Below are 20,189 nucleotides of genomic sequence, written 5' to 3'. Positions count from 1 at the left end.
TTCACACACTGCTGAGGTCACGCTGCGCTGAAGGGCCAACCGCTCAACTGCTTCGGACGAGCCGGCGCGTAGGTCCTCACCTTCGAGGTCTTCAGTCCCAGGCCGACCAACGATTCGGCCAGCTTCACTGCGGCGGTGACCCCGTCGACGACGGGGACATCGCAGCGTTCGACGATGACCTGCTTAAGATCGGCCATTCCCCCGCACCCGAGGACGATGGCCTCTGCACGGTCACGTTCGACCGCCTCGGCGGCTTGATCAGCGATCGCCTCTACGGCGCGCTCAGGCTGATTCTCCAACTCGAGCACGGCCATCCCGGAGGCACGAACCGAGGTGCAGTGCGTGTTGAGTCCCGCTAAGAGGAGCCGGTCCTCGATCAGGGGAACGGTGCGATCGAGCGTCGTGACGACCGCGTACCTGTGGCCGAGGAACATCGCCAGCGCTGCTCCCGCCTCGGTGATGTCGATGACGGGCACGTCGAGGAGTTCCTGGAGTCCTTCGCGCCCATGTTCTCCGTACCCGGCCTGGACGACGGCGTCGAACTCCCCCGGATATTTCATCACCGCGTCCATGACACCCAGCGCCGCGAGATAGCTCTCGACATTGCCTTCGCAGGATTCGGCTCCGAAGGTGGGGGTCAGTGCAATGATCTCGGTGCCCGCCGAGGCAGCTTCTCGTGCCGCGCGGGCGATGCCCTCAGTCATCGACTCAGTCGTGTTCACGTTGACGATGAGAATTCTCATGGCAGGGCTCTCAATCAGTGTGTGGTGGGGACGGCGATCTCTTCGCCGTCGACCTCGCGGAAGGTGAAGTTCCGGCGGGCGATGATGAAGTAGATGATGGCCGCGATGCCTGCTCCGCTGAACCAGGAGAATTCCGAGAGTCCGGCAAATGCCGGGACCAGAGCGAAGACGAGGGAGATGACGGAGGCGGGGATGAAGGCGCCGATGGCTCGCCAGTTGACTCCGCGGTGGTAGAAGTACTCGCCGTCTCCCGCCTCGGTGTAGAGCTGGGGAACGTTGACCTTCGTCTTCCTGATCACCCAGTAGTCGACCATGATGACGCCGAATAGGGGTCCCAACAGAGCGCCGAGTCCGCCCAGGAAATAGACGATGACGACGGGTGAGTCGTAGAGGTTCCAGGGCAGGATGACGAACCCGATGACCGCGCTGATGATGGCCGCACTGCGGAAGTTGAGATGACGCGGGAACATGTTCGTCAACGCGTAGGTCGGAGCGACGAAGTTCGCCATGAGGTTGACCGCGACGGTGAGGATGAGCAGCGCCAGGGAGGCCAGCGCCAGCAGAATCGGGTTGCCGATGGTCTGCACGATGTCGGCCGGTGAGGTGATGACCGTGCCGTCGATCTTGTACTGAGCTGCGGCCAGGGAGATCACGACGAGGCCGAAGACGAGCATGTTGATCGGGATGCCCCAGAAGTTGCCGACGACGATCGATCCCTTCTTCTTCGCAGCGCGGGTGAAGTCGGAGAAGTTGAGGACGAAGGTGCCGTAGATCGCGACCCACAGGGACCCACCGCCGAGGATGTGCATCCACATCGGCCACCCGGACAGGGCGTCCTCTCTGGCCCAGGAGATGGAGAAGTCGACGCGGGAGAGCATCCAGATGGCCAGTAAGACGAAGGTGACGAGGATGATCGGTCCGGCGATCGCCTCGTATTTTCGGATCATCTCCATGCCGTAGCTGACGATGATGACCTGGACGATCCAGAGCAGCGTGAACGAGAACCAGCCCAGCCCGGAGAGTCCGAGGAACTCGGTGTCGGCCCACGCCTGGAGACCGGGAATGAGGGTGATGAGCAGGACGTTGAGGACGCTCGAGGCCAGGTAGGTCTGGATGCCGAACCAGGCGATGGCGACGATTCCGCGCACAGATGCCGCCAGTTGCGCGCCGTGGACGCCGAAGGCGATGCGGCTCATCACCGGGTAGGGCACGCCCGTCTTGTGACCCATGAAGCCGGAGAGCGTGAGCAGGAAGAAGAGCAGTGCGGCACCGACGAGCAGCGCCACGAGGATCTGCCAGGCCCCCAGGCCCAGGGCGAAGAGTCCGAGAGCGAACCCGTAGTTGCCCAGCGAGTGAACGTCGTTGGCCCAGAGAGTGAAGACACTGTAGGCCGTCCAACTGCGCCCTTCTTTGCGACTGGGCGCCAGATCCGAGTTGTAGAACCGGGGACTGATGCGATGCGCCGCCAGCTGTTCGGGGCTCGGCCCCATCCACTTCGGTGCGGAGTCCTGCGTGGCCTCGGTCTTTGACATGGGTGTCACTCAAATCTGCAGGGCACAGAGCTGGGATACCAAATTGAATACCACTGCGCTGCGACGGCGGGTTCTTTCGAACTCAGCGTAACCCCAGTCACAGACTGTGCGCAATGACACATTTGCAACAGAGCCGTCGATACGCTCAACTACAGGGATCGTGCGAGCGGCTCAGCCGCTGGTCACGGGCTTGAACCCGACAGTTCAGCCATCAGATTTTTGGCATACCATTTATTCTTCTTCTACGTCCTTGGCCGTCGGATCCCACTTGACGATGCCCACGGCGATGGCTCCGGCCAGCGGTGCGCAGGCAACAATCCAGAAGACTCCGGTGCCCATCGAACCGGCCAGGATCGGGAACATGATGAGGGAGACGATCGAGAACGCACGCAGCACGGACTGGTTGAATCCGATGCCGATTCCACGCAGCCTCGTCGGGTAGGACAGGGTGGCGTAGTTCATCAGGTTGGCTCCGGGCCCACCTGCCTGCGCGAAGACGAAGGCCGCGAGCATTGCCACCGATACCAAGACGAGGGCACCGGTCGGGATGCCGACGATGGCCAGCAGGGCCAGTGCGACGGCCTGGATCGCGAAGCCCACGAGCGTGATGCGGCGGGTGCCGAACCGGTTGACGATCGTCATGCCCAAGAGTCCGCCGATGGCCCCGAACCCGAGGTTGATGACGAGTGAGGCGATGATCGTGACCAGCGGAGTCTGGTGGAACAGCGTCGTGATGATCAGCGGGGTGCCGTAGGCGACGGCGTTGTAGCCGAAGGTGGAGAACACGGACACGCAGAGGGCGACGATCGTGCGCACGCGGTACTGCGGGGCGAAGAGTTCTGCGAACCCGCTCCACTTGCCTCCGCGCTTGGGCGCTTGAGGCTGAGATGCTTGGCTCGTGGGTGCTTGCGGAGTGGATGTTTCGTTCGCGATCGTATCAGCCGATTCCACCGTATCCGTCGATTCCGATGGGCTGCGTTTCGCGTCGTCTGCGAGCCTGACATCGAGGTTGTGGTGTGAGCGCATGACGTCCACGGCCGCGCGCAGGTCGCCCTGGTTGGCCAGCCACTCCGGTGATTCGGCGAGGTAGCGGCGGCGGACGAGGAGCACGATGAGGGCGGGAACTGCACCGAAGCCGACGACGATTCGCCACAGGATGGCGTGCTGGTCATAGGGCAGGGTGACGAAGATGATGAGGACGACCAGATACCCGATGCCCGTTGCGATGTACCAGGCAGGTGACCAGGCGTTGACGCGCTGAGAGCGGTTTCCCTTGCCCTTGAGTTTGGAGAACTCGGCGAGGAAGGCCATCGCCACCGGCAGGTCGAGGCCCACACCGATGCCCATGATGAACCGGAAGAAGATGAGGACCCATTCGTTGGGAGCCACGGCACAGCCGATGGCGGCGACGACGAAGAAGACCATGTCGGCCATGAACAGTTTGTAGCGCCCGAAGCGGTCGACGAGGTATCCGCCGAAGAGAGCACCGATGACTGCTCCGACCATAATCGAGGCGTTGACGAGCCCGGTCATGAAACCGGAGAGCCCGAACTGCTCCTTGATCGCAGTGATGCCGAAGGCCAAGGAGGAGAAGTCATAGGCGTCCATGAAGATCCCGCCGAGGGCGAGGATGATGACTGCCTTGGTCTTCGTGCCCTGGGATCCGAATTCGGCGAGGACCGAATGGATGTCGGAGGCGCTGCGGATGATCCGCGAAGACGATCCTCCGGTGCTGGTGGTCTGGGGTGCGTGCGCCGAGGTGCCGGCAGGTTCTGGACTATTCACAATCGCTCAGTATGGTCTGGGCACGTGCCCGCCCACTCCCCCGGCCGTCACAAAATGTCACGGACCGCTGATTGCCGGGGCTGTCGCCCTATTCCAGTTCGACGCCGCGCTTCTCCGGGAGCAGGAACATGGCGAGGAACTGGATGATGTAGATGGTCGGCAGCAGCGCGAAAGCGAAGGCGAAGCCGAAGGAGTCCGCCAGCAGCGCGATGACCACTGGCGCGAGTCCGCCGAGAGCGCGTCCGATGTTGAACACGACGTTCTGGGCCGTGGCTCTCACCTGAGTGGGGTACATCTCTGCCAGCAGGGCACCATGACCGCCGAGCATGCCGTTGGCGAAGGCACCCATGAAGAAGCCGCCGATGAGCAGTGCACTCGGGTCGGTCATCTGGCTGTAGACGAGGATCGACACGATCGCCCCGGCCTGGAAGATCCAGAAGGCAGGACGCCTGCCCAGTCGGTCGGCGACCTGACCGAAGATGAGGATGCCGGCGAGCATTCCGATCACCGTCACCGCCGTCCACAGTGATCCCTTCGTCACGCCGAGGTCCATCTTCTCCGACAGATAGTTGGGCAGCCAGGCGATGATGCCGAAGTACCCGAAGTTCTGCACCGTCGAGAGGACGATCAACGCGAAGGTGATCTTCACGGTCGCCCTGTCCTTGACCAGCGCACGGATCTTCGCGCCGAATGTCGGCAGCTCCGCTGAGTCTCCCGACTCCCCCGCTGTCTGGCCCCGCTGGGACTGCACGAATTTGTCGGGCTCTTCGACACCTCGGCGAATGACGAAGGCGAAGATGGCGGGGAAGAGACCGATGACGAACAGCGCCCGCCAACCCCACAGGGCGATCACCGGAGCGGAGACGATCGCGGCGGCGAAGACGCCGATCTGGAATCCCACGCCCACCCATGAGGTGGCTCGGGCACGCTGGTTGGCCGGCACCGCCTCGGCGGCCAATGCCATGCCGATGCCGAACTCGCCGCCGATTCCGATGCCGGCGATGAACCGGTAGGCGGCCATGTCCCAGTATCCCTGCGCGATTGAGCTCAGTCCGGTGAACACGGCGAAGATGAGAACGGTCCAGGTCAGAACCCGGACGCGACCGTAGCGGTCGGCCAGTGATCCGAAGATGATGCCGCCGAGGACCGCTCCGAAGAGGGTGATCGTCGACAGTGACCCTGCCTCGACGTCGCTGAGTCCGAAGGTGGCGATGATCCCGCCGAGGGCGAAGCTGAGGATGAGCAGATCGAAGCCGTCGAGCCCGTATCCGACAGCCGCGGCGAAGAGCGCCTTGCGTTTGTAGGCGGGCGCCGAGGTGGCCTCGGCAGTTGTCTTGGGCGTCGCAGCGCTCATGCGGGATCCTCAGGTGATCGGCGGATCGGAAAATGGCCGCAGACCATTATCCACCAGAAGTGGCCGGCAGATGAACTCGCAGGTCAACTGCGAAATGCTCATCTACCGGCCACCTAGTCGAACTTGCCCGCGCAGGCTCACACCAGAGCGTCAGATCCCAGCCGGAATCCTGCACCCTTGTGATCATCGGCCAGCCGGGGTCCCTGTCCCGTGAGCTGCTCACGGACTGTGGCACCTTCGACGGGTTCGGGCAGGAGACCGCGACGACGCAGTTCGGGCGAGACGTACTTCGTGAACCGTTCGGCGTCGGCAGGGCGGACGGCCGCGGCGATGTTGAAACCATCGATGTCGGCCTCGTCCATCCAACGTTCGAACTCGTCGGCGATCGTTGCGGGTGCACCGGTGATGACCGGTCCACGTCCGCCGATGGCGACGAACTCGGCGAGGTCGCGGATGGTCCAGGTCTTATCACCGGCCATCGTGGTGAATGAGGCGAGCGCGGACTGGTTCGCGTCGGTGGCCACGTATTCCAGCGGGTCTTCGGGCTTGGCACCTGAGAGGTCGACGCCGGTCCAGCCTCCGAAGAGGGAGAGTGCGGATTCGGTGTCGACGTAGCGCGTGTAGTCGGCGAGCCTGGCCTCTGCGGCTTCGTCGGTGTCGTCGACGACGACGGTGGCGAGCGCGAAGATCTTCACGCTGTCGCGGGCCCGTCCGCGTTCTTCGAGTCCGTCGCGGACCTTGTCGACCCAGGTGCGCAGGATCTCCGGGGTGGGTCCGGAGAAGAAGATCGCCTCGGCGTGGTCGAGGGCGAATTCCTGTCCGCGCTTGGAGGCGCCGGCCTGGAACAGCAGCGGTGTTCCCTGCGGGCCGGGCACGGCGAGCGCCTGCCCGGGGACGGTGAAGAACTTGCCCTCGTGATTGATATCGCGAACCTGGTCGGGGTCGACGAAGACATTGGCCTCGGCGTCGGCGCGAAGTGCCTCTGGCGTGATGGAGCCTTCGAAGAGCTTGTACATGATGTCCATGTACTCTTCGGCCCGGTCGTAGCGCTCATCGTGTGGGATCTGGCCTTCTAGTCCCAGGTTGCGTGCCGCGGAGTCCACGTAGCTGGTGACGATGTTCCACGCCACGCGCCCGTTGGTGAAGTGGTCGAGGGTCGTCAGCGTCCTGGCCAGCAGGTAGGGCTGTTCGTAGGTCACCGAGGCGGTCACACCGAATCCCAGCGTCTTCGTCACCGCTGCCATGGCGGGCACCGCAACGAGCGGGTCGAGGAGGGGGAACTGGACTCCCCCGCGGTTGGTGACGTCGGCATTGCCTCCGTAGACGTCGTAGACGCCGAGGATGTCGGCGAGGAACAGGGAGGAGAATCCTCCTTCCTCGAGGGTCTTGGCCAGATCGGTCCAGAAGTTCAGCTGGGTGAATTCCTCGACTCGTGATTCCGGGTGGCGCCACAGTCCTGGTGACTGGTGGACCGGTGTCATCATGTCGAAGGCATTGAGAATGATCGGTTTCGTCATCGTGTGTCTCTTTCCTTGTCGGTGTCAGGTGGCAGGTCAGTAGGAGTCAGGTGCGAGCTCAGTCGCCCGCGCGGGCGCTGATCGCCAGCTCCCGGGCGGGGTCCTTCGCCGCCAGTGCTGCGATGAGTGAAAGCAGGCACAGCAGGGTGAGGTAGCCGCAGATCAGCCACGGTGAGTGGCCGCCGACGACGTAGAGGAGTGTTGCGACCATCGGCATGATGCCTCCGCCGATGACAGTGCCCAGCTGGTAGCCCATGTTCACGCCCGAGTAGCGGATCTCGATGGGGAACTGCTCGGCGAACCAGGCCGCCTGGGGTCCGTAGATGGCGTCGTGGGCGAGGTTCATGCCGAGGATGACGACGATGGGCAGGAACGCCAGTGGGCCGGCGTCGAGGAAGGCGAAGAAGATCCACCCGAAGACGGCCACCCCGATGATGCCGCCGATGGTCACGCGTTTGCGACCGACCTTGTCAGAGATCCATCCCCACAGAGGCCCGGTGAACAGGCCGATGGCGGAGGCGATCATCACGGCGGTGACGCCGGCGGTCGAGTCGTCGCGGTTCTCGGCCAGGTAGCTGAGCATATAGACGGTGATGAGGTAGAAGACGCTGTTCTGTGCCAGGCGCAGGCCGATCGTGACCAGGAGGACGCGTGGGTGCTTGGTCAGGACGTCGCGCAGAGGTGCCTTGGCGACGTTGCCGGAGTCCTTGAGTTCCTGGAACTCCGGGGCATCGGAGACGCCGCGGCGGATCCGATCTGGGTGAAGGATCCGAACAGGCCGCGTTTGCGTGGGGGTGCGTGTTCGACCGAGAGCAGTGCCGATCCTCCCCATTCCGCGCCGGCGGAGAGTCCCTGGACGATGCGCAGGACGACAAGTGCGGCAGCGGCCCACCAGCCGATGGTGTTGAAGTTCGGCACCAGGCCGATGAGCGTCGAGGCGATGCCCATGGACAGCAGAGAGACGACGAGTAGGGCCTTGCGTCCGACTCGGTCGCCCAGGTGTCCGGCGATGATGCCGCCCAACGGTCGGGCGAAGAATCCGACGGCGAGGCTGGCGAATGCGGCAAGGCTGCTGCCGAGTTCGCTGCCGCTGGGGAAGAACTGGACGTTGAAGATGAGTGCGGCGGCGGTGCCGTAGAGGTAGAAGTCATACCACTCGATGGTGGTGCCGGCGAAGGCCGAGGCGAGCACGCGCTTCTTCCCGTCCAGGAATCGCCGAGGTGGGTCCGGGGTGATCGTCTCCACTGCGGAGGTCTGTGACATGGGGTTCTCCCTCATCGACGTGGTCAGGGTGTCTCTTCAGAACCTGGTGCTTTACCGTGGTCAGGTGCTTTATCAGTGTCTGAGTTTCGTTGAGCAATCCAGGGACTCTGTGGCGGTTCGTGTCGCCGCCGCGTCACTGTTGGACTTTGATCGTCATATGGGGACGCACGAAGACTCACTGGTGTCACATCGGGATGCACTTGTCGGCGATATCTGTGATGATCGCTTGAGATCAGTAAGGCTTTGTTGAGCGGAAGATCTCAGCAATCACAGCCGCTCAACAGCCCAATTCCACCGGAGGCAAGTTCATGACGACGATCGCACGAGCCGCAGCCGTGTCACCGGATGCTCTGCGTGAGACCTTCTCCCACTTCCCCCAGGCCGTCGCACTCATCGGCGCCGAAGTCGACGGCACACCCCTCGGACTGGTCGCCTCAACAGTGACCGCAGGTGTCTCACTCGACCCGCCATTGATCAGCGTTGCGGTGCAGACCACCTCGAGCACGTGGCCGCTGCTGCGGGCAGCACCCGCACTGGGAGTCTCCCTCCTCGGCGCCCATCAGTCGCTCCTGGTCAGGCAGCTGGCTTCGAAGGATCGTGCCTCGCGATTCTCTGGGATCGACCCCGTGATCACCACCGATGGTGCGCTGACCATTCCCGGCAGCCCTGCCCACCTGTGGACGCGTCTTTACAACGAGGTCGAGGCAGGCGACCACACCGTCGCGCTGCTCGAAATCCTCGACACCAACAGCCTGGAGGGCGCAGACGTTCGGGCTGATGACCCACCGAACACCGATGCGCTCGTCTTCCATCGCAGCGAGTTCAAGGGCATGACAGCCCCCTAGACCGCGTCACATCCCACCTCGAGCACCCTTGACTCGCACTCGAACACATGTTCGAATGTAGTCATGAGGTGGAATCAGCAGAGCACGCTTACCCCGACACCTGGTCCACAGACTGGCGCAGCGTCAGCTGGTGCAGAAGCGGGCCTGGTCGAATCAGCCACCACTGCCCCACCCGCCGAGCTCTTCGGCCTCAAAGGACTCGTGCGCAGTGTTCGAACACCGGAGTTCGCAGGCGTCACCTTCCACGAAGTGCTGGCGAAGTCGGCCCTGAACAAGGTGCCCGCGGCCAGTTCGATGCCCTTCACCTGGACGATCAACCCCTACCGCGGGTGCTCTCATGCCTGCGTGTACTGCTTCGCCCGCAGCACTCACCGCTACCTCGATTTTGATTCCGGGCAGGACTTCGACAGGCAGGTCATCGTCAAGGTCAACACCCCAGAGGTCCTCGCCGCCGAGGTGGCCAAACCGAAGTGGGCACGTGAGCTGGTGGCCCTGGGCACGAACACGGATCCCTACCAGCGAGCCGAGGGCCGCTACTCTCTCATGCCTGGCATCATCACCGCTCTGGCCGAGCACGGCACCCCGATGTCAGTGCTGACGAAGGGCACGCTGCTGCGCCGCGACCTGCCGCTGCTCGCCCGCGCCAGGGAGGACGTCGATGTCGAGATCAGCATGTCGATCGCCGTCTTTGACGACACCCTCCAGCAGACGATCGAACCGGGCACACCGACGACGACAGCACGCCTGGCAACAGTACGAGCGGCCGCGAACCTCGGCTTCAACGTCACGGTCTTCCTCATGCCAGTGATGCCGAAGCTCACCGACTCCATGGACCATCTTGATGCCGCGCTGAGCGCCATCAAGGAGGCCGGCGCGAGCCGCGTGGTCTATGGTGCCCTGCATCTCCGACCGGGTGCTCGCGAGTGGTTCTTCGAATGGCTCGAACGCGAACATCCCGAGCTGCTCCCCCGTTACCGCCGGATGTATGCGAAGTCCTCCTATGCGTCGAAGGAGTACCGCGCCTGGCTGAGCCGGCGCATCAATCCGCTCATCGACGCCTACGACCTGCGCGGCTCCGCCGACGATGATTACCCGATGACGAAGCGCGGAGACCGGACGCGGTCCGGGGCCGCAACGTCGACCGCAGCTCAAGCCGCAAGCCTGACTCCCCCGCCACAGGAAGCACTGTTCTGATTCGAACCCACCAGGCCAGCGCTCGCTCCAGCACCCAAGACCGGGGAATAACCCGTCTCACGCTCGGGTTCTAGCTGTCATGAGGATTGAAATCTGGTCGGACATCGCCTGCCCTTGGTGCTTCATCGGAAAACGTCGCTTCGAGACCGCTTTGGACGGCTTCGCGCACAAGGACGACGTCGAGGTCGAATGGCGCAGCTACCAGCTCGACCCGAGCCTGCCCGAGCACTATGCGGGAACCGAGACCGACTACCTCAGCCAGGCCAAGGGCATGCCCGCCGAGCAGGTTCGACAGATGTTCGATCACGTCACCGCGCAGGCCGCTGGCGAGGGCCTGAACTATGACTTTGATTCCATCGTCGTGGCCAACAGCTTCACTGCTCATCGCTTCCTCCACTTGGCCAAGTCCCACGGGGTTATGAGCCAGGCCAAGGAAGCCCTTCTGTCCGGTCATTTCGAGCAGGGCCGCAACATCGGTGACGTCGAGTATCTCGCCGAGGTGGCCCGCGCCGTTGGCATCGACGCCGACGAGGCCCGTCGCGTCCTCTCCACCGATGAGTACACCGCCGAGGTGAAGGCCGACATCGCCGAGGCTCAGGCACTGGGTGCCAACGGAGTCCCGTTCTTCGTCATCGACCGCAAATACGGAATCTCCGGCGCCCAGCCTCCCGAGGCATTCACACAAGCGCTCGAGACCGCGTGGGGAGAAAGCCAGAAGCTCACAGTGCTTGCCGGCGGAGACGAAGCCTTTCGCGATGGCGCAGTGTGCGGGCCCGAAGGCTGCGACTGATTCAGTCCCGCAAGACATTTATCCTCGCGCAGCCACCCGTTACAGGTACGGAATCGAGGGATAGCGGATCGCACCGTCCGGTGATGTCACGGGGCCTGCGATCATGCCAGCGGCGGCATCGATGAGGAATCGCCCCACCTGCTCCCAGTCACCTTTGTGGGTCCCCTCATTCATCCTCACCTCTTGGTCAGAACACGCGCTGGTGACCATATGGGCCAGCAGATAGGCCCGGCCGCGCAGGACCCCTTCGGGAATACCCTCCATCTCGCCGTGGATGAATCTCAACCCGTCAGGCAGCGAGGACTCAGCCAACACGGACTTCATAATCTCGACGGCTGAGGGCACGATTCCCATCTGCGCGAGAAACTGTGCACGCCAGCTGGGCCGCGGCAGATCGGCGAGAACATCGAACAACGGGCCCATTCTGCTGCGGACGTAATCATGAATGCTCGGAGCTTCCCCCAGGCCAGCGATGTAATCGTCTCGGCGCAGGGACATCGCGGCGACATGACGCTCCATAAGTGCGCGCAGCAGACCGTCTCGCCCTCCGAAGTGGTATGAGATCGCGGAATGATTCGCAGCCCCGGCATAGTCGACGATGCGGCGATTCGACACCGCATCGATGCCGTGGATGGCGAAGAGCTCCTCTGCGGAGTTGAGCAGCACCTCGCGCGCTCTGTCACTCTGGCTTCCCATAGTCCCTATTCTTTCATTCTCAAGTGGCTCACGACGCGGACTCCCTGCCGCGATATCAGCGGCCTGACCACCTCGGCGAGCATCGCCCTCACCTTGGCAAATCTCTGTCGATTTCACAATTCTAAGTCACGTGTCTTAAAGTAGTCGAGTTCAAGGTGGTCAACGGTGATCACTCGACTTCCGATCCATCAGGAGGACGACAGTGGCCACACCACCACCGCCGCTCACCCGCCGCGAGGCCCGTGAGCATGACTCACACGACACCAGGCACGATCACGACTACGACGACAGCCAGGACCACGACCAGGCACCGCAGTCGACGAACGAGCAGCACACCACCGATGCCGATGCAGAGGCTGCAGCCGCCAAACGCGCCAAGGCAGAGCTGATCGGCCGGACGGCAGCGATCTTCATCATGCCGCTCATCATGGTGGGCATGATGATCACGGGCTACCTCGGCACCATGCACTCCCCCTCGGCCAACGACATGCCCGTCGTGGTGGCCGGTTCGGATTCGAAGGCCGCGGACATCAAGTTCGCACTCGACGGTGCCGAACCGGATGCCCTCGACGTCGACACGGTCGAGGATGCTCACACCGCACGTGAGATGGTCTACGATCGCGAAGCCTCGGCGGCGGTTGTCATCGAGGGCGATAAGGCCACGCTCTACACCGCCGGAGGTGCCGGAGTTCAACAGCAGACGACGGTCACCGGTCTCGTCATGCCCGCCCTGCAGGAAGAGGGCCTCGACGTCGCCACCGAGGACATTGCGTCCTTGCCGGACAACGATCCGTCGGGACTCGGGGCAATGTTCCTCATGACAGCCATCGTCATGGCCGGATACCTGCCCTTCAGCGTGCTGCGCTCGAATTCGCCCGAACTGCTGAAGTTCAAACGCATCGTCCCCATCCTCGGAGCCTGGGCCGCGGTGATCGCCGGCTTGGTCTGGACGGTTGTCTGCCCGATTCTCGACATCGTCGATGTCAAGGACACTGTCCCAGTCCTCGGCATAGCCTGGTTGGGCGTGTTCGCGATCTCCTGCATGCAGCTGTTCATCACCCGAATCGTCGGTGCCTTGGGCGTGATCGTCGGCATCTTCTTCCTCATGGTCCTCGGTATGCCGTCGTCGAACCTGTCCTACCCCGTGTACACGATGCCGGCGTTCTACCGCTTCACGCACGAGATTCTGCCCATGCCCGCGATCGGCGAAGCACTGCGATCCGTGCTGTACTTCGACGGCGCAGGAGTCACCGAGCACCTCCTGGTCCTGGCCATCGGAGCCGTCGTCGGTCTGCTGCTGACGAAGGCCTATGACTTCATCTCCCACCGACGCAATCCGGATCCGAAGCCGCTGGATGTCAATATTCCCTCGCTGCACGGTGGTCGGCGCCCGGATTCGAAGGTGTGGCGCTACATCTCACTCATCGTCTTCCCCTTGGCGATGGTCACGATGATGCTCACCTTCATGCTCGGCGCGATGGGCTCCCCCACGCCCAAGGACATGCCCGTGACTGTGGTCGGCTCCTCGACCGAGCAGGCGAAGGACACCATCGCCGACCTCGAGAAGTCAATGGGCAAGAACATGTTCGACTTCACCGCCACGTCGGACAAGGAAGAGGCACGAGCTCAGGTCGAAGACCGTGACGAGGTCGCGGCTCTCGTCCTGCCGACGCAGAAGAACGCCGAGTTCGGTCTCATCGCGAACGAGGCCGGGAACAACAGCGCCTACCAGGTCGTCAACCGGATCTTCGATCAGGTCGCCTCGGCGCAGGACATGGAGCTCGACGTCGACAACGTTGCGCCCCTGCCGGATCGGGACAAGAACGGCGTGGTCGTCATGTACATCGCCATGGGCTGGATCCTGGCTGGTTTTATGGTCGTCATCGTCGGCGCAAATGCAAACCCGTGGAGTCGACCGCTGAAGCGGATGATTCCCCTGACCGCTGTGTACGCACCGTTCATGTCTCTGGTCGTCGCCCTCATCGCCGGCCCGATCACCGGTGCCGTCGACGGTCATTTCGCGCAGCTGTGGGGAGCCGGGATCATCGCGATCTTCTGCATCGCCATGTTTGCAATGGTCTTCGAGAGACTCATCGGCATGCTCGCGATCATTCCGGTCATCGGCACACTGATGTTTGCCGGAATGCCCGCCTCGAACGGGGCGATCTCCGAGTACATGATCCCGTCGTTCTTCACCACGCTGCACGACTTCCTGCCGATGGCAGCCGCGGTGGAGACCATTCGTTCGATCATCTACTTCGACAGCGATGTGGTCACCGAGCATATGCAGGTCCTCGGACTCTGGGGCCTCGTGTCCCTGGCGCTGGTGTTCCTCATCGACAGCATTAAGCCGCCGCGGACCGAGCAAGACTTCGGCAACCTCCACCTCGAGCGTGAGCGGGAGCAGAAGAAGCAGGCCCGGAAGCAGGCCAAGGCCCTCGAAGGGCCTAAGTCAGCACAGGGTTCTGAATCATCAACGGGTCCTGCACCATCGGAAGGCAGCGAGTCGAGCCAGTTCGGACAGTCGGGCCAGACCGTGCAGTCGACGATCGTCGAAGACGATCCGAACGATTACCACCGGCTCTCCTCCAGGCCCACGATGGCACCGACCGCAGGCGATGGCATGAGCAATCGCCCCGCCGAGGCGGCCGATCGGTCCGAGTCATCCGATCAGCAGGAGTGGATCCCCTCCACTGTGTGATCGCCACTGTGTGATCAACACCGTGTGATCGCCACTGTGTGATCGGTTGATTGCAGTTCCCGCGCGACCCAGACAGGCCAGCGCCGAGGTGGACAACCACCTCGGCGCTGGCCTGTTCTGACGTGTGGTGCGGTGTTCAGTGCCCGGTGTTCAATGCGAAAGGCGACGTCGTGCACAGATGAGGGGCTAAAGTCAGAAGCACTATGGGCTCTCACATCGAATTCTTCGGTCCGACCGGCCTCGTCGAGGCGGAACTGCTCCTGGCCAGCTTCGTCCTGTGCTCGCTGATCGGCTTCGAACGGCAGTTCCGGCAGAAGAGCGCCGGCTATCGCACACACGTTCTCGTGGGCATCGGCACGTGCGCGTTCACGCTGGTCTCCGCCTACGGGTTCGCCGCCGTGCTCGGCGACGAGGCTCGCCTGGATCCGTCGCGGATCGCCGCGCAGATCGTATCGGGCATCGGCTTCCTTGGTGCGGGTGTCATCTTCAAGGGCCGGAACATGGTGCGCGGTCTCACGACGGCCGCCACTGTGTGGGTCACGGCCGCCGTGGGCATGGCCTGCGGCGCGGGAATGCTGTCGTTGGCCATGATGCTCACCGCACTCCACCTGCTGACTCTGTTCGTCATCGCTCCCCTGATCCGCCGTATCCCCGACGACTCGCACCGCAAGCTGCTGCGCATCGCCTATAAGGATGGGTCCGGGATCCTCCGCGATATCCTCGCCGTGGCCGGAAACATGGGGTATTCGAACACGATCCTCGACTCCAAACGCTTCGAATCGGAGGACGGAGTGAAGATGGTCCAGATCGACGTGAAGTTCGAGGGCAGACCTCCCCTGCACCTCCTGATCCCTCCCTTGATGGAACTGTCCGGCGTGGACAAGGTGAGCATGCGCGAGGACCGGGTCCACTCTGTCGACGAGGACGGCGACACCGTCTGACCTGGCCCCTCGCAAGCCAGCGCAGGCCTGTGTACCTCAGGCCTGTGCGCCTCAGGCCAGGACTCAGCCTCGCAGCGTTCGTTGCCAGGCTAGGGTGGCCAGCGCTGCCGCTTGGTCCGGCAGGTGTGCGTCGTCGAAGAGGACCTCAGGCGAGTGGTTCGTCGCTGCGGTTGCAGGATCGACGTCCTCCGGAGAGGCGAACATGAAGAGGAACGCCCCAGGTACCTCATTGAGCACGAAGGAGAAGTCCTCGGAACCCATGACCGGGTTCGGGGCGGTCACGTAGCGATGCGCCCCGAAGGCTTCGGTCAGCGTCTCGGCAACGAACTCGATTTCCTGCGCGTCATTGACCGTCACGGGGTACTGCTCGGTCCACACCACCTCGGCGGTGCATTCGTGTGCGGCGGCGATCGACTCTGCCAGGCGAGTCGCGGCTACAGGGAACTTCTTCGTCGTCTCGGCCGACATGGTACGCACGGAGGCGCCGAGCTTCGCCGTCGCGGGAATGATGTTGACGGCGGTGCCGGCCTCCAGCTGAGTCACCTCGGCGACGATGGGATCGAAGACGCTGAACGATCCGGTGATCATCGAATACAGTGCCTGGCCGAACTCCAGGAGCGGACGAATGGGATCGGTGGCGTCCTCGGGGCGGGAGCTGTGCCCACCTTTGCCGTGCATCGTCACGTGCAGCGTATTGGCTCCGGCCATGACCGTGCCGGGGCGACCGACGAATGTGCCGGGAACTCCCGGGGCGACGTGGATAGCGTAGGCGGAGTCGGGAGTCGATCCGATGGTCTCGAACATCCCTTCGTCGAGCATGCGCTGGGCTCCGCCCGGTCCCTCTTCGCCGGGCTGGAACATGAATGCCACCGTCCCGGCCAGCTCTGCCTGATGAGCGGACAGGAGCTTGGCCGCTCCCACCAGACCCGTCACGTGCAGGTCGTGACCGCAGGCGTGCATGTTTCCGTTGATCGATGCGTAGTCGAGTCCGGTGGCTTCGGTGACGGGCAGGGCATCCATGTCTCCGCGCAGCAGAACCGTGGGACCGGGTTTGCCGCCGCGGAGCACGGCGACGACCGAGCTGAGGTCCTGACCTGTGGTGATCTCGAGCGGCAGACCCTCGAGCGCGTCGAGGACCTTCTGCTGAGTGAAGGGCAGCTCGAGTCCCAGCTCGGGGTTGCGGTGGAGCTCGCGGCGCAGGTCACGCAGTTCGGTGGTCAGGGACAGGGCCTCTGTCCGGAAGTCAGTCGTCATTGAGGTACCTCTTCTGTGGTCGAGATGGTGGGTGGAGCTGGTGTGCAAATAGTGCGTGGCGGAGTCAATATCATCCGAGCGCCGAGGTGACAGCGGCGGAGCCGAACCAGCCGGCAGAGTCCTTGACCAGGGATCCGCCCTGGACGACGGCCTTGACGTTGTCGGGTTCAGCCAACGCAGTGATATCGGCCAGCGGATCGAAGTCGACAACGACGAGGTCGGCGAGTTTGCCTTCCTCGAGAGTGCCGACGTCGGCTGAGAGCCGCAGCAGTTCGGCCGCGTTCTTCGTGCCGGCCACGATCGCCTGCATCGGTGTCAGACTGAGTTCGACGGCGTGCATCTCCTCGCGCAGGTTGAGCCCGTGCGGGCACACCCCAGCGTCGGTTCCCAGTGCGACCTTCACCCCGGCGGCCATGGCAACGGCGACACGTTCGCGTGCGATCGCTGACCACTTGACCTTCTTCTCGTACAGATAGCCGGGCACGTTCTTCGGGTCCGGTATCCGCAGTGCGCTGCTGAGCGTGGGGACGCGGAAGGTGCCGTGTTCGAGCATGAGCTCGATGCCTTCATCGTCGATTCCGTAACCGTGTTCGACGGAGCGCACTCCGCCGCGGATAGCGGCCTTGATGCCCTCGGGCCCCTGGGCGTGGGCGGCGACGGGCTGACCTGCTCGCTTGGCGGTCTCTTCGACGATGAGCCGCACGTGTTCTTCTGGAACGCCGATGTCATCGGGTGTATCGGTTGGGCTCGAGACGCCACCGGTGGTGCAGACCTTGATCACGTCGGCTCCGGAGCGCACGAGGGTGCGAATGGTCCGGCGCACATCGTCGTCGGTGTCGATGATCGGGTCGACGGGCATCGGGGGCATGGTGGGCATGCCGTTGGGCATAGTGAAGTCGGTGTGCCCACCGGTCGGTGACAGCGGGCTGATGGCCAAGTGGATCCGCGGCCCCAGGATCAGTCCCTGCTCGATGCTGTCGCGAATGCCGCGGTCCGTTCCACCCAGGTCACGCGCCGTGGTGACTCCGGCCATGAGCGTGTTCCGGGCGTTGACAACGCTGCGCACGATCCGCTCGGAGGCGAAGCGGGCGAGGTTCGCCGCCGGGTTCTCGACCGTGAGTCCGAAGTGCACGTGGGAGTCGATGAAGCCGGGCATGATCGTCTTGCCCTGCAGCTGGATGACACGAGGGGACGTGTCACCTGCGTCGTTGCCCTCCCTCGCCGAGGTGGTTCCTTCGTCGGGCCGGGACCCGACGTAGACGATGCGTCCGTCCCTGACCTCGATCTCGGAGTCTGTGATCGGGTCACCGCCGTTGCCGTCGATGAGAGTGGCTCCGCGCAGGATGATGTGCTCGGATTCGCGGTTCGTGGCGGGGAGGTAGGCGATCGACATGGGAGGTCGTGGTCCTTTCGACAGACGAGCGTGCGCTTCAGGTGCCATTGTTGACCATTCTTCGCCCTGCGGTGTGCAGTGATCGCATCATGGCCGAAAAGAGTGTCGGCCAGAGAACATCGAGCCCAGGCGCGAGGTTGGAGCCTCAGACGCATACTTCCAGTCTTCGAACTCCGCGGTCAGTGCCTCAGTCCGCGATCTCTGTCAGCAGCGCTTCGATGGCGCTGGCAATGCGCTCACGCGAATCCTCACCGAAGATCGCGTTCTGCACGATGGCGCCTTGCATCAGCGCAAGGACCGCGGGAGCGATCTGCTCAGCTTTCGCCTCCGCCGCATCTGTGCCCAGCCCTGCTCCCCGGTGGAAATACGCGCTCAGATAGGCCGTGAAGCGATCAATCAGGTCTGTATAGATCTTCGCTGCGACCTTCGCGAAGTCGGGCGAGTGCGATGCCTCTGCCCACACCTGCAACAGCAGCGGGGCGAATGGTGAGTCGCGGAGAATCGTGTTCAGCAGATTCGGGAAGACCTGCTGAGGAGGCGGGACCTCGTCTGCCGACCCGAAATCCTGCAGTTCGGCTGCCCGCTGTTCCATGATTCGCCTGCCGGCATCGAGAGTGAGCTCGGCCTTGGACGAGTAGTAGACATAGACGGCACCGGCGGAGAGATCCGCCTCCCTGATGATGTCGGCCATCGACGCCCCGGCAAAGCCCTTGCGAGAGAAGCACGTAAGCGCGGCATCCTGAATCCGCGTGCGCATGGCCTCTCTGTGTTCGTCCGTGACCTTCGGCACCAATCCCCCAAAAACGAATGACCATTCTTGATATATCGTACCCGCAGGAGTAAAAAGAACGAGTATTCGTTTTCAATGATTGGACAGGCATGCAGACGAGAATCCTCGCTACCTCGGACTCAGCCGAGACGGGCCCCGAGGCCGAACCAGCCAAGGGCGCACCCAAACCCAGCCTTAAGCAGGCTCTGCTCGCAGCTGTCTTCGCCGCGGCCATCGTCACCATCATTCTGCTGGCGTTCAGCTGGCCGACCGTGACATCCGAGCCCAAGGACCTTCCGGTGGCAGCCGTCGGCGATCAGAAGCAGATCGATCAGATCACAGCGAACGCTCCCGAGGGAATGCTCGATCTCAAGAAGGTCGATTCCCGCGCCGAGGCGCAACAGCTCATCCGTGAGCGAGAGGTCTACGGAGCATTCATCGTTGGTGACGAACCCGAGATCCTCACCTCAACCGCAGCCTCCCCCGCCGTTGCCCAACAGCTGAATGGGATCGCCTCACAGATGCAGCAGAAGATCGACAAACAGGCGATGTCGGGAATGCAGGATGGAATGAAGGAGATGCAGGACGCATTGGCGAAAGCATCTCAAGGCCCAGCATCTCAAAGCCCTGCATCTCAGGGTCCTGCCGGACCCCAGGAAAACCCCGGTGAGCAAGCACAGGCCCCAACCACCTCGGCGATGGAGGTCCCCCAGGTCACGGTGACCGACGTCGTTCCGCTCAATGACAATGACTCCACCGGTGCCGGTCTCGCGATCGCCGGCCTGCCTCTGACCATCGGAGGAATCGTCGGCGGTGTGCTCACCAGCATGATCGTCCACTCGCGCCGTATGCGTGCCGTCGCGGTACTGGCCTACGGGGCAATCGGCGGACTTGCACTCACTCTCGTTCTGCAGACCTGGTTCGGCATTCTGCAGGGCAACTTCGGGCTCAACGTGCTGGCTGCCGGACTTGCTGTGGCGGCAACGGCGGCACTCATCAACGGCTTCGTCTCGCTGATAGGCCCAGGGGGCATCGCCATCGGCGCGGTGCTCACGATGTTCATCGGCAATCCGATCGCCTCGCTCCAAGCACCGAAGGAATTCCTCGCAGGAGCCTGGGGAGACATCGGTCAGTTCCTGGTCCCGGGTGCCTCTGGAACCTTGTTGCGAGACCTCTCCTACTTCCCGGGTGCGCCCATGACGATGCAGTGGTGGGTGCTCATCGGGTGGTTCGTCCTGGGCATCGCCCTCATCCTCGTCGGTCACCTTCTGGCCCATTCGAAGAAGCGCGCCGCTGTGAGCTGAGCTGCTCTCCGGCTCACCAACGGGGGTGACCCGACAAGGGCCCTTCGCGCCACACCCGACCTCGGGTACCTGGCCCCTCCTGCACCCGAGGACTATCCTCGGGTGCAG

17 protein-coding genes are annotated in these 20,189 nt (G+C 63.3%); 6 read left to right on the top strand and 11 right to left on the bottom strand.

The genetic code is table 11. The features are described from left to right. Positions 1-17: 17 nt before the first annotated feature. The 7 genes from BAUR9175_RS04655 to BAUR9175_RS19635 form a co-directional block, all read right to left on the bottom strand. The gene (locus BAUR9175_RS04655; protein WP_101583087.1) at positions 18-743 is read right to left on the bottom strand and encodes an aspartate/glutamate racemase family protein; all 726 of its coding nucleotides are present in this window, start codon (positions 741-743) and stop codon (positions 18-20) included. A 14-nt stretch (positions 744-757) separates the two neighbouring features. Then, complete coding sequence (locus BAUR9175_RS04650; protein WP_101583085.1) at positions 758-2,275, bottom strand: NCS1 family nucleobase:cation symporter-1; 1,518 nt, start codon at positions 2,273-2,275, stop codon at positions 758-760. Between the two features lie 231 nt (positions 2,276-2,506). Further along, complete coding sequence (locus tag BAUR9175_RS04645) at positions 2,507-4,060, bottom strand: MFS transporter (RefSeq protein ID WP_083248703.1); 1,554 nt, start codon at positions 4,058-4,060, stop codon at positions 2,507-2,509. Between the two features lie 88 nt (positions 4,061-4,148). Then, positions 4,149-5,414, bottom strand: a complete 1,266-nt coding sequence (locus BAUR9175_RS04640) for an MFS transporter (RefSeq protein ID WP_101583083.1) — start codon at positions 5,412-5,414, stop codon at positions 4,149-4,151. 137 nt (positions 5,415-5,551) lie between these two features. After that, positions 5,552-6,931: an LLM class flavin-dependent oxidoreductase gene (locus BAUR9175_RS04635; RefSeq protein ID WP_101583081.1), complete on the bottom strand. Its 1,380-nt coding sequence runs from the start codon at positions 6,929-6,931 to the stop codon at positions 5,552-5,554. Positions 6,932-6,989: 58 nt separating this feature from the next. Further along, on the bottom strand, positions 6,990-7,610 hold the full coding sequence (locus BAUR9175_RS19640) for an MFS transporter (RefSeq protein WP_257944273.1): 621 nt from the start codon (positions 7,608-7,610) through the stop codon (positions 6,990-6,992). After that, entirely contained in the window at positions 7,595-8,194 is a 600-nt protein-coding gene (locus BAUR9175_RS19635) for an MFS transporter (protein WP_257944264.1), read from the bottom strand. Before BAUR9175_RS19635 ends, BAUR9175_RS19640 begins: the two co-directional genes overlap by 16 nt. 308 nt (positions 8,195-8,502) lie before the next feature. Between BAUR9175_RS19635 and BAUR9175_RS04620 the strand changes: the two genes are divergently transcribed. From BAUR9175_RS04620 to BAUR9175_RS04610, 3 genes are all read left to right on the top strand, one after another. Then, on the top strand, positions 8,503-9,039 hold the full coding sequence (locus tag BAUR9175_RS04620) for a flavin reductase family protein (protein WP_009883052.1): 537 nt from the start codon (positions 8,503-8,505) through the stop codon (positions 9,037-9,039). Between the two features lie 63 nt (positions 9,040-9,102). Continuing rightward, positions 9,103-10,233: an Rv2578c family radical SAM protein gene (locus BAUR9175_RS04615; protein WP_096158568.1), complete on the top strand. Its 1,131-nt coding sequence runs from the start codon at positions 9,103-9,105 to the stop codon at positions 10,231-10,233. 79 nt (positions 10,234-10,312) lie between these two features. Continuing rightward, entirely contained in the window at positions 10,313-11,023 is a 711-nt protein-coding gene (locus BAUR9175_RS04610; protein ID WP_069599867.1) for a DsbA family oxidoreductase, read from the top strand. Between the two features lie 39 nt (positions 11,024-11,062). On the opposite strand, the gene BAUR9175_RS04605 is transcribed toward BAUR9175_RS04610, so the two are convergent. Next, on the bottom strand, positions 11,063-11,719 hold the full coding sequence (locus BAUR9175_RS04605) for a TetR/AcrR family transcriptional regulator (RefSeq protein ID WP_069599866.1): 657 nt from the start codon (positions 11,717-11,719) through the stop codon (positions 11,063-11,065). Positions 11,720-11,921: 202 nt separating this feature from the next. On the opposite strand from BAUR9175_RS04605, the gene BAUR9175_RS04600 reads away from it, so the two are divergent. Beyond that, positions 11,922-14,420, top strand: a complete 2,499-nt coding sequence (locus BAUR9175_RS04600) for an ABC transporter permease (RefSeq protein WP_101583078.1) — start codon at positions 11,922-11,924, stop codon at positions 14,418-14,420. 203 nt (positions 14,421-14,623) lie between these two features. Continuing rightward, positions 14,624-15,361: an MgtC/SapB family protein gene (locus BAUR9175_RS04595; RefSeq protein WP_009883044.1), complete on the top strand. Its 738-nt coding sequence runs from the start codon at positions 14,624-14,626 to the stop codon at positions 15,359-15,361. Between the two features lie 63 nt (positions 15,362-15,424). Here the strand turns inward: BAUR9175_RS04595 and BAUR9175_RS04590 are convergent, their stop codons facing one another. From BAUR9175_RS04590 to BAUR9175_RS04580, 3 genes are all read right to left on the bottom strand, one after another. Then, entirely contained in the window at positions 15,425-16,615 is a 1,191-nt protein-coding gene (locus BAUR9175_RS04590; protein WP_101583076.1) for a M20 metallopeptidase family protein, read from the bottom strand. A gap of 70 nt (positions 16,616-16,685) precedes the next feature. After that, positions 16,686-18,008, bottom strand: coding sequence for a metal-dependent hydrolase family protein (locus BAUR9175_RS04585; protein ID WP_101583075.1), 1,323 nt, complete (start codon positions 18,006-18,008; stop codon positions 16,686-16,688). A gap of 187 nt (positions 18,009-18,195) precedes the next feature. After that, complete coding sequence (locus BAUR9175_RS04580; protein WP_050773370.1) at positions 18,196-18,765, bottom strand: TetR/AcrR family transcriptional regulator; 570 nt, start codon at positions 18,763-18,765, stop codon at positions 18,196-18,198. A gap of 122 nt (positions 18,766-18,887) precedes the next feature. On the opposite strand from BAUR9175_RS04580, the gene BAUR9175_RS04575 reads away from it, so the two are divergent. Further along, positions 18,888-20,081, top strand: a complete 1,194-nt coding sequence (locus tag BAUR9175_RS04575; RefSeq protein ID WP_096160884.1) for a hypothetical protein — start codon at positions 18,888-18,890, stop codon at positions 20,079-20,081. Positions 20,082-20,189: the final 108 nt, after the last annotated feature.

Source organism: Brevibacterium aurantiacum, assembly GCF_900169065.1.
In the GTDB taxonomy this organism is placed as follows: Bacteria; Actinomycetota; Actinomycetes; order Actinomycetales; family Brevibacteriaceae; genus Brevibacterium; species Brevibacterium aurantiacum.
This window is presented reverse-complemented; position numbering and strand designations above follow the sequence as displayed.

Bases quoted from the DNA above. Each gene is read 5' to 3' on its own strand.
- BAUR9175_RS04655 (WP_101583087.1), bottom strand. From the start codon at position 743: ATGAGAATTCTCATCGTCAACGTGAACACGACTGAGTCGATGACTGAG.
- BAUR9175_RS04650 (WP_101583085.1), bottom strand. From the start codon at position 2,275: ATGTCAAAGACCGAGGCCACGCAGGACTCCGCACCGAAGTGGATGGGG.
- BAUR9175_RS04640 (WP_101583083.1), bottom strand. From the start codon at position 5,414: ATGAGCGCTGCGACGCCCAAGACAACTGCCGAGGCCACCTCGGCGCCC.
- BAUR9175_RS04635 (WP_101583081.1), bottom strand. From the start codon at position 6,931: ATGACGAAACCGATCATTCTCAATGCCTTCGACATGATGACACCGGTC.
- BAUR9175_RS19635 (WP_257944264.1), bottom strand. From the start codon at position 8,194: ATGTCACAGACCTCCGCAGTGGAGACGATCACCCCGGACCCACCTCGG.
- BAUR9175_RS04620 (WP_009883052.1), top strand. From the start codon at position 8,503: ATGACGACGATCGCACGAGCCGCAGCCGTGTCACCGGATGCTCTGCGT.
- BAUR9175_RS04615 (WP_096158568.1), top strand. From the start codon at position 9,103: ATGAGGTGGAATCAGCAGAGCACGCTTACCCCGACACCTGGTCCACAG.
- BAUR9175_RS04610 (WP_069599867.1), top strand. From the start codon at position 10,313: ATGAGGATTGAAATCTGGTCGGACATCGCCTGCCCTTGGTGCTTCATC.
- BAUR9175_RS04605 (WP_069599866.1), bottom strand. From the start codon at position 11,719: ATGGGAAGCCAGAGTGACAGAGCGCGCGAGGTGCTGCTCAACTCCGCA.
- BAUR9175_RS04595 (WP_009883044.1), top strand. From the start codon at position 14,624: ATGGGCTCTCACATCGAATTCTTCGGTCCGACCGGCCTCGTCGAGGCG.
- BAUR9175_RS04590 (WP_101583076.1), bottom strand. From the start codon at position 16,615: ATGACGACTGACTTCCGGACAGAGGCCCTGTCCCTGACCACCGAACTG.
- BAUR9175_RS04585 (WP_101583075.1), bottom strand. From the start codon at position 18,008: ATGTCGATCGCCTACCTCCCCGCCACGAACCGCGAATCCGAGCACATC.
- BAUR9175_RS04580 (WP_050773370.1), bottom strand. From the start codon at position 18,765: ATGCGCACGCGGATTCAGGATGCCGCGCTTACGTGCTTCTCTCGCAAG.
- BAUR9175_RS04575 (WP_096160884.1), top strand. From the start codon at position 18,888: ATGCAGACGAGAATCCTCGCTACCTCGGACTCAGCCGAGACGGGCCCC.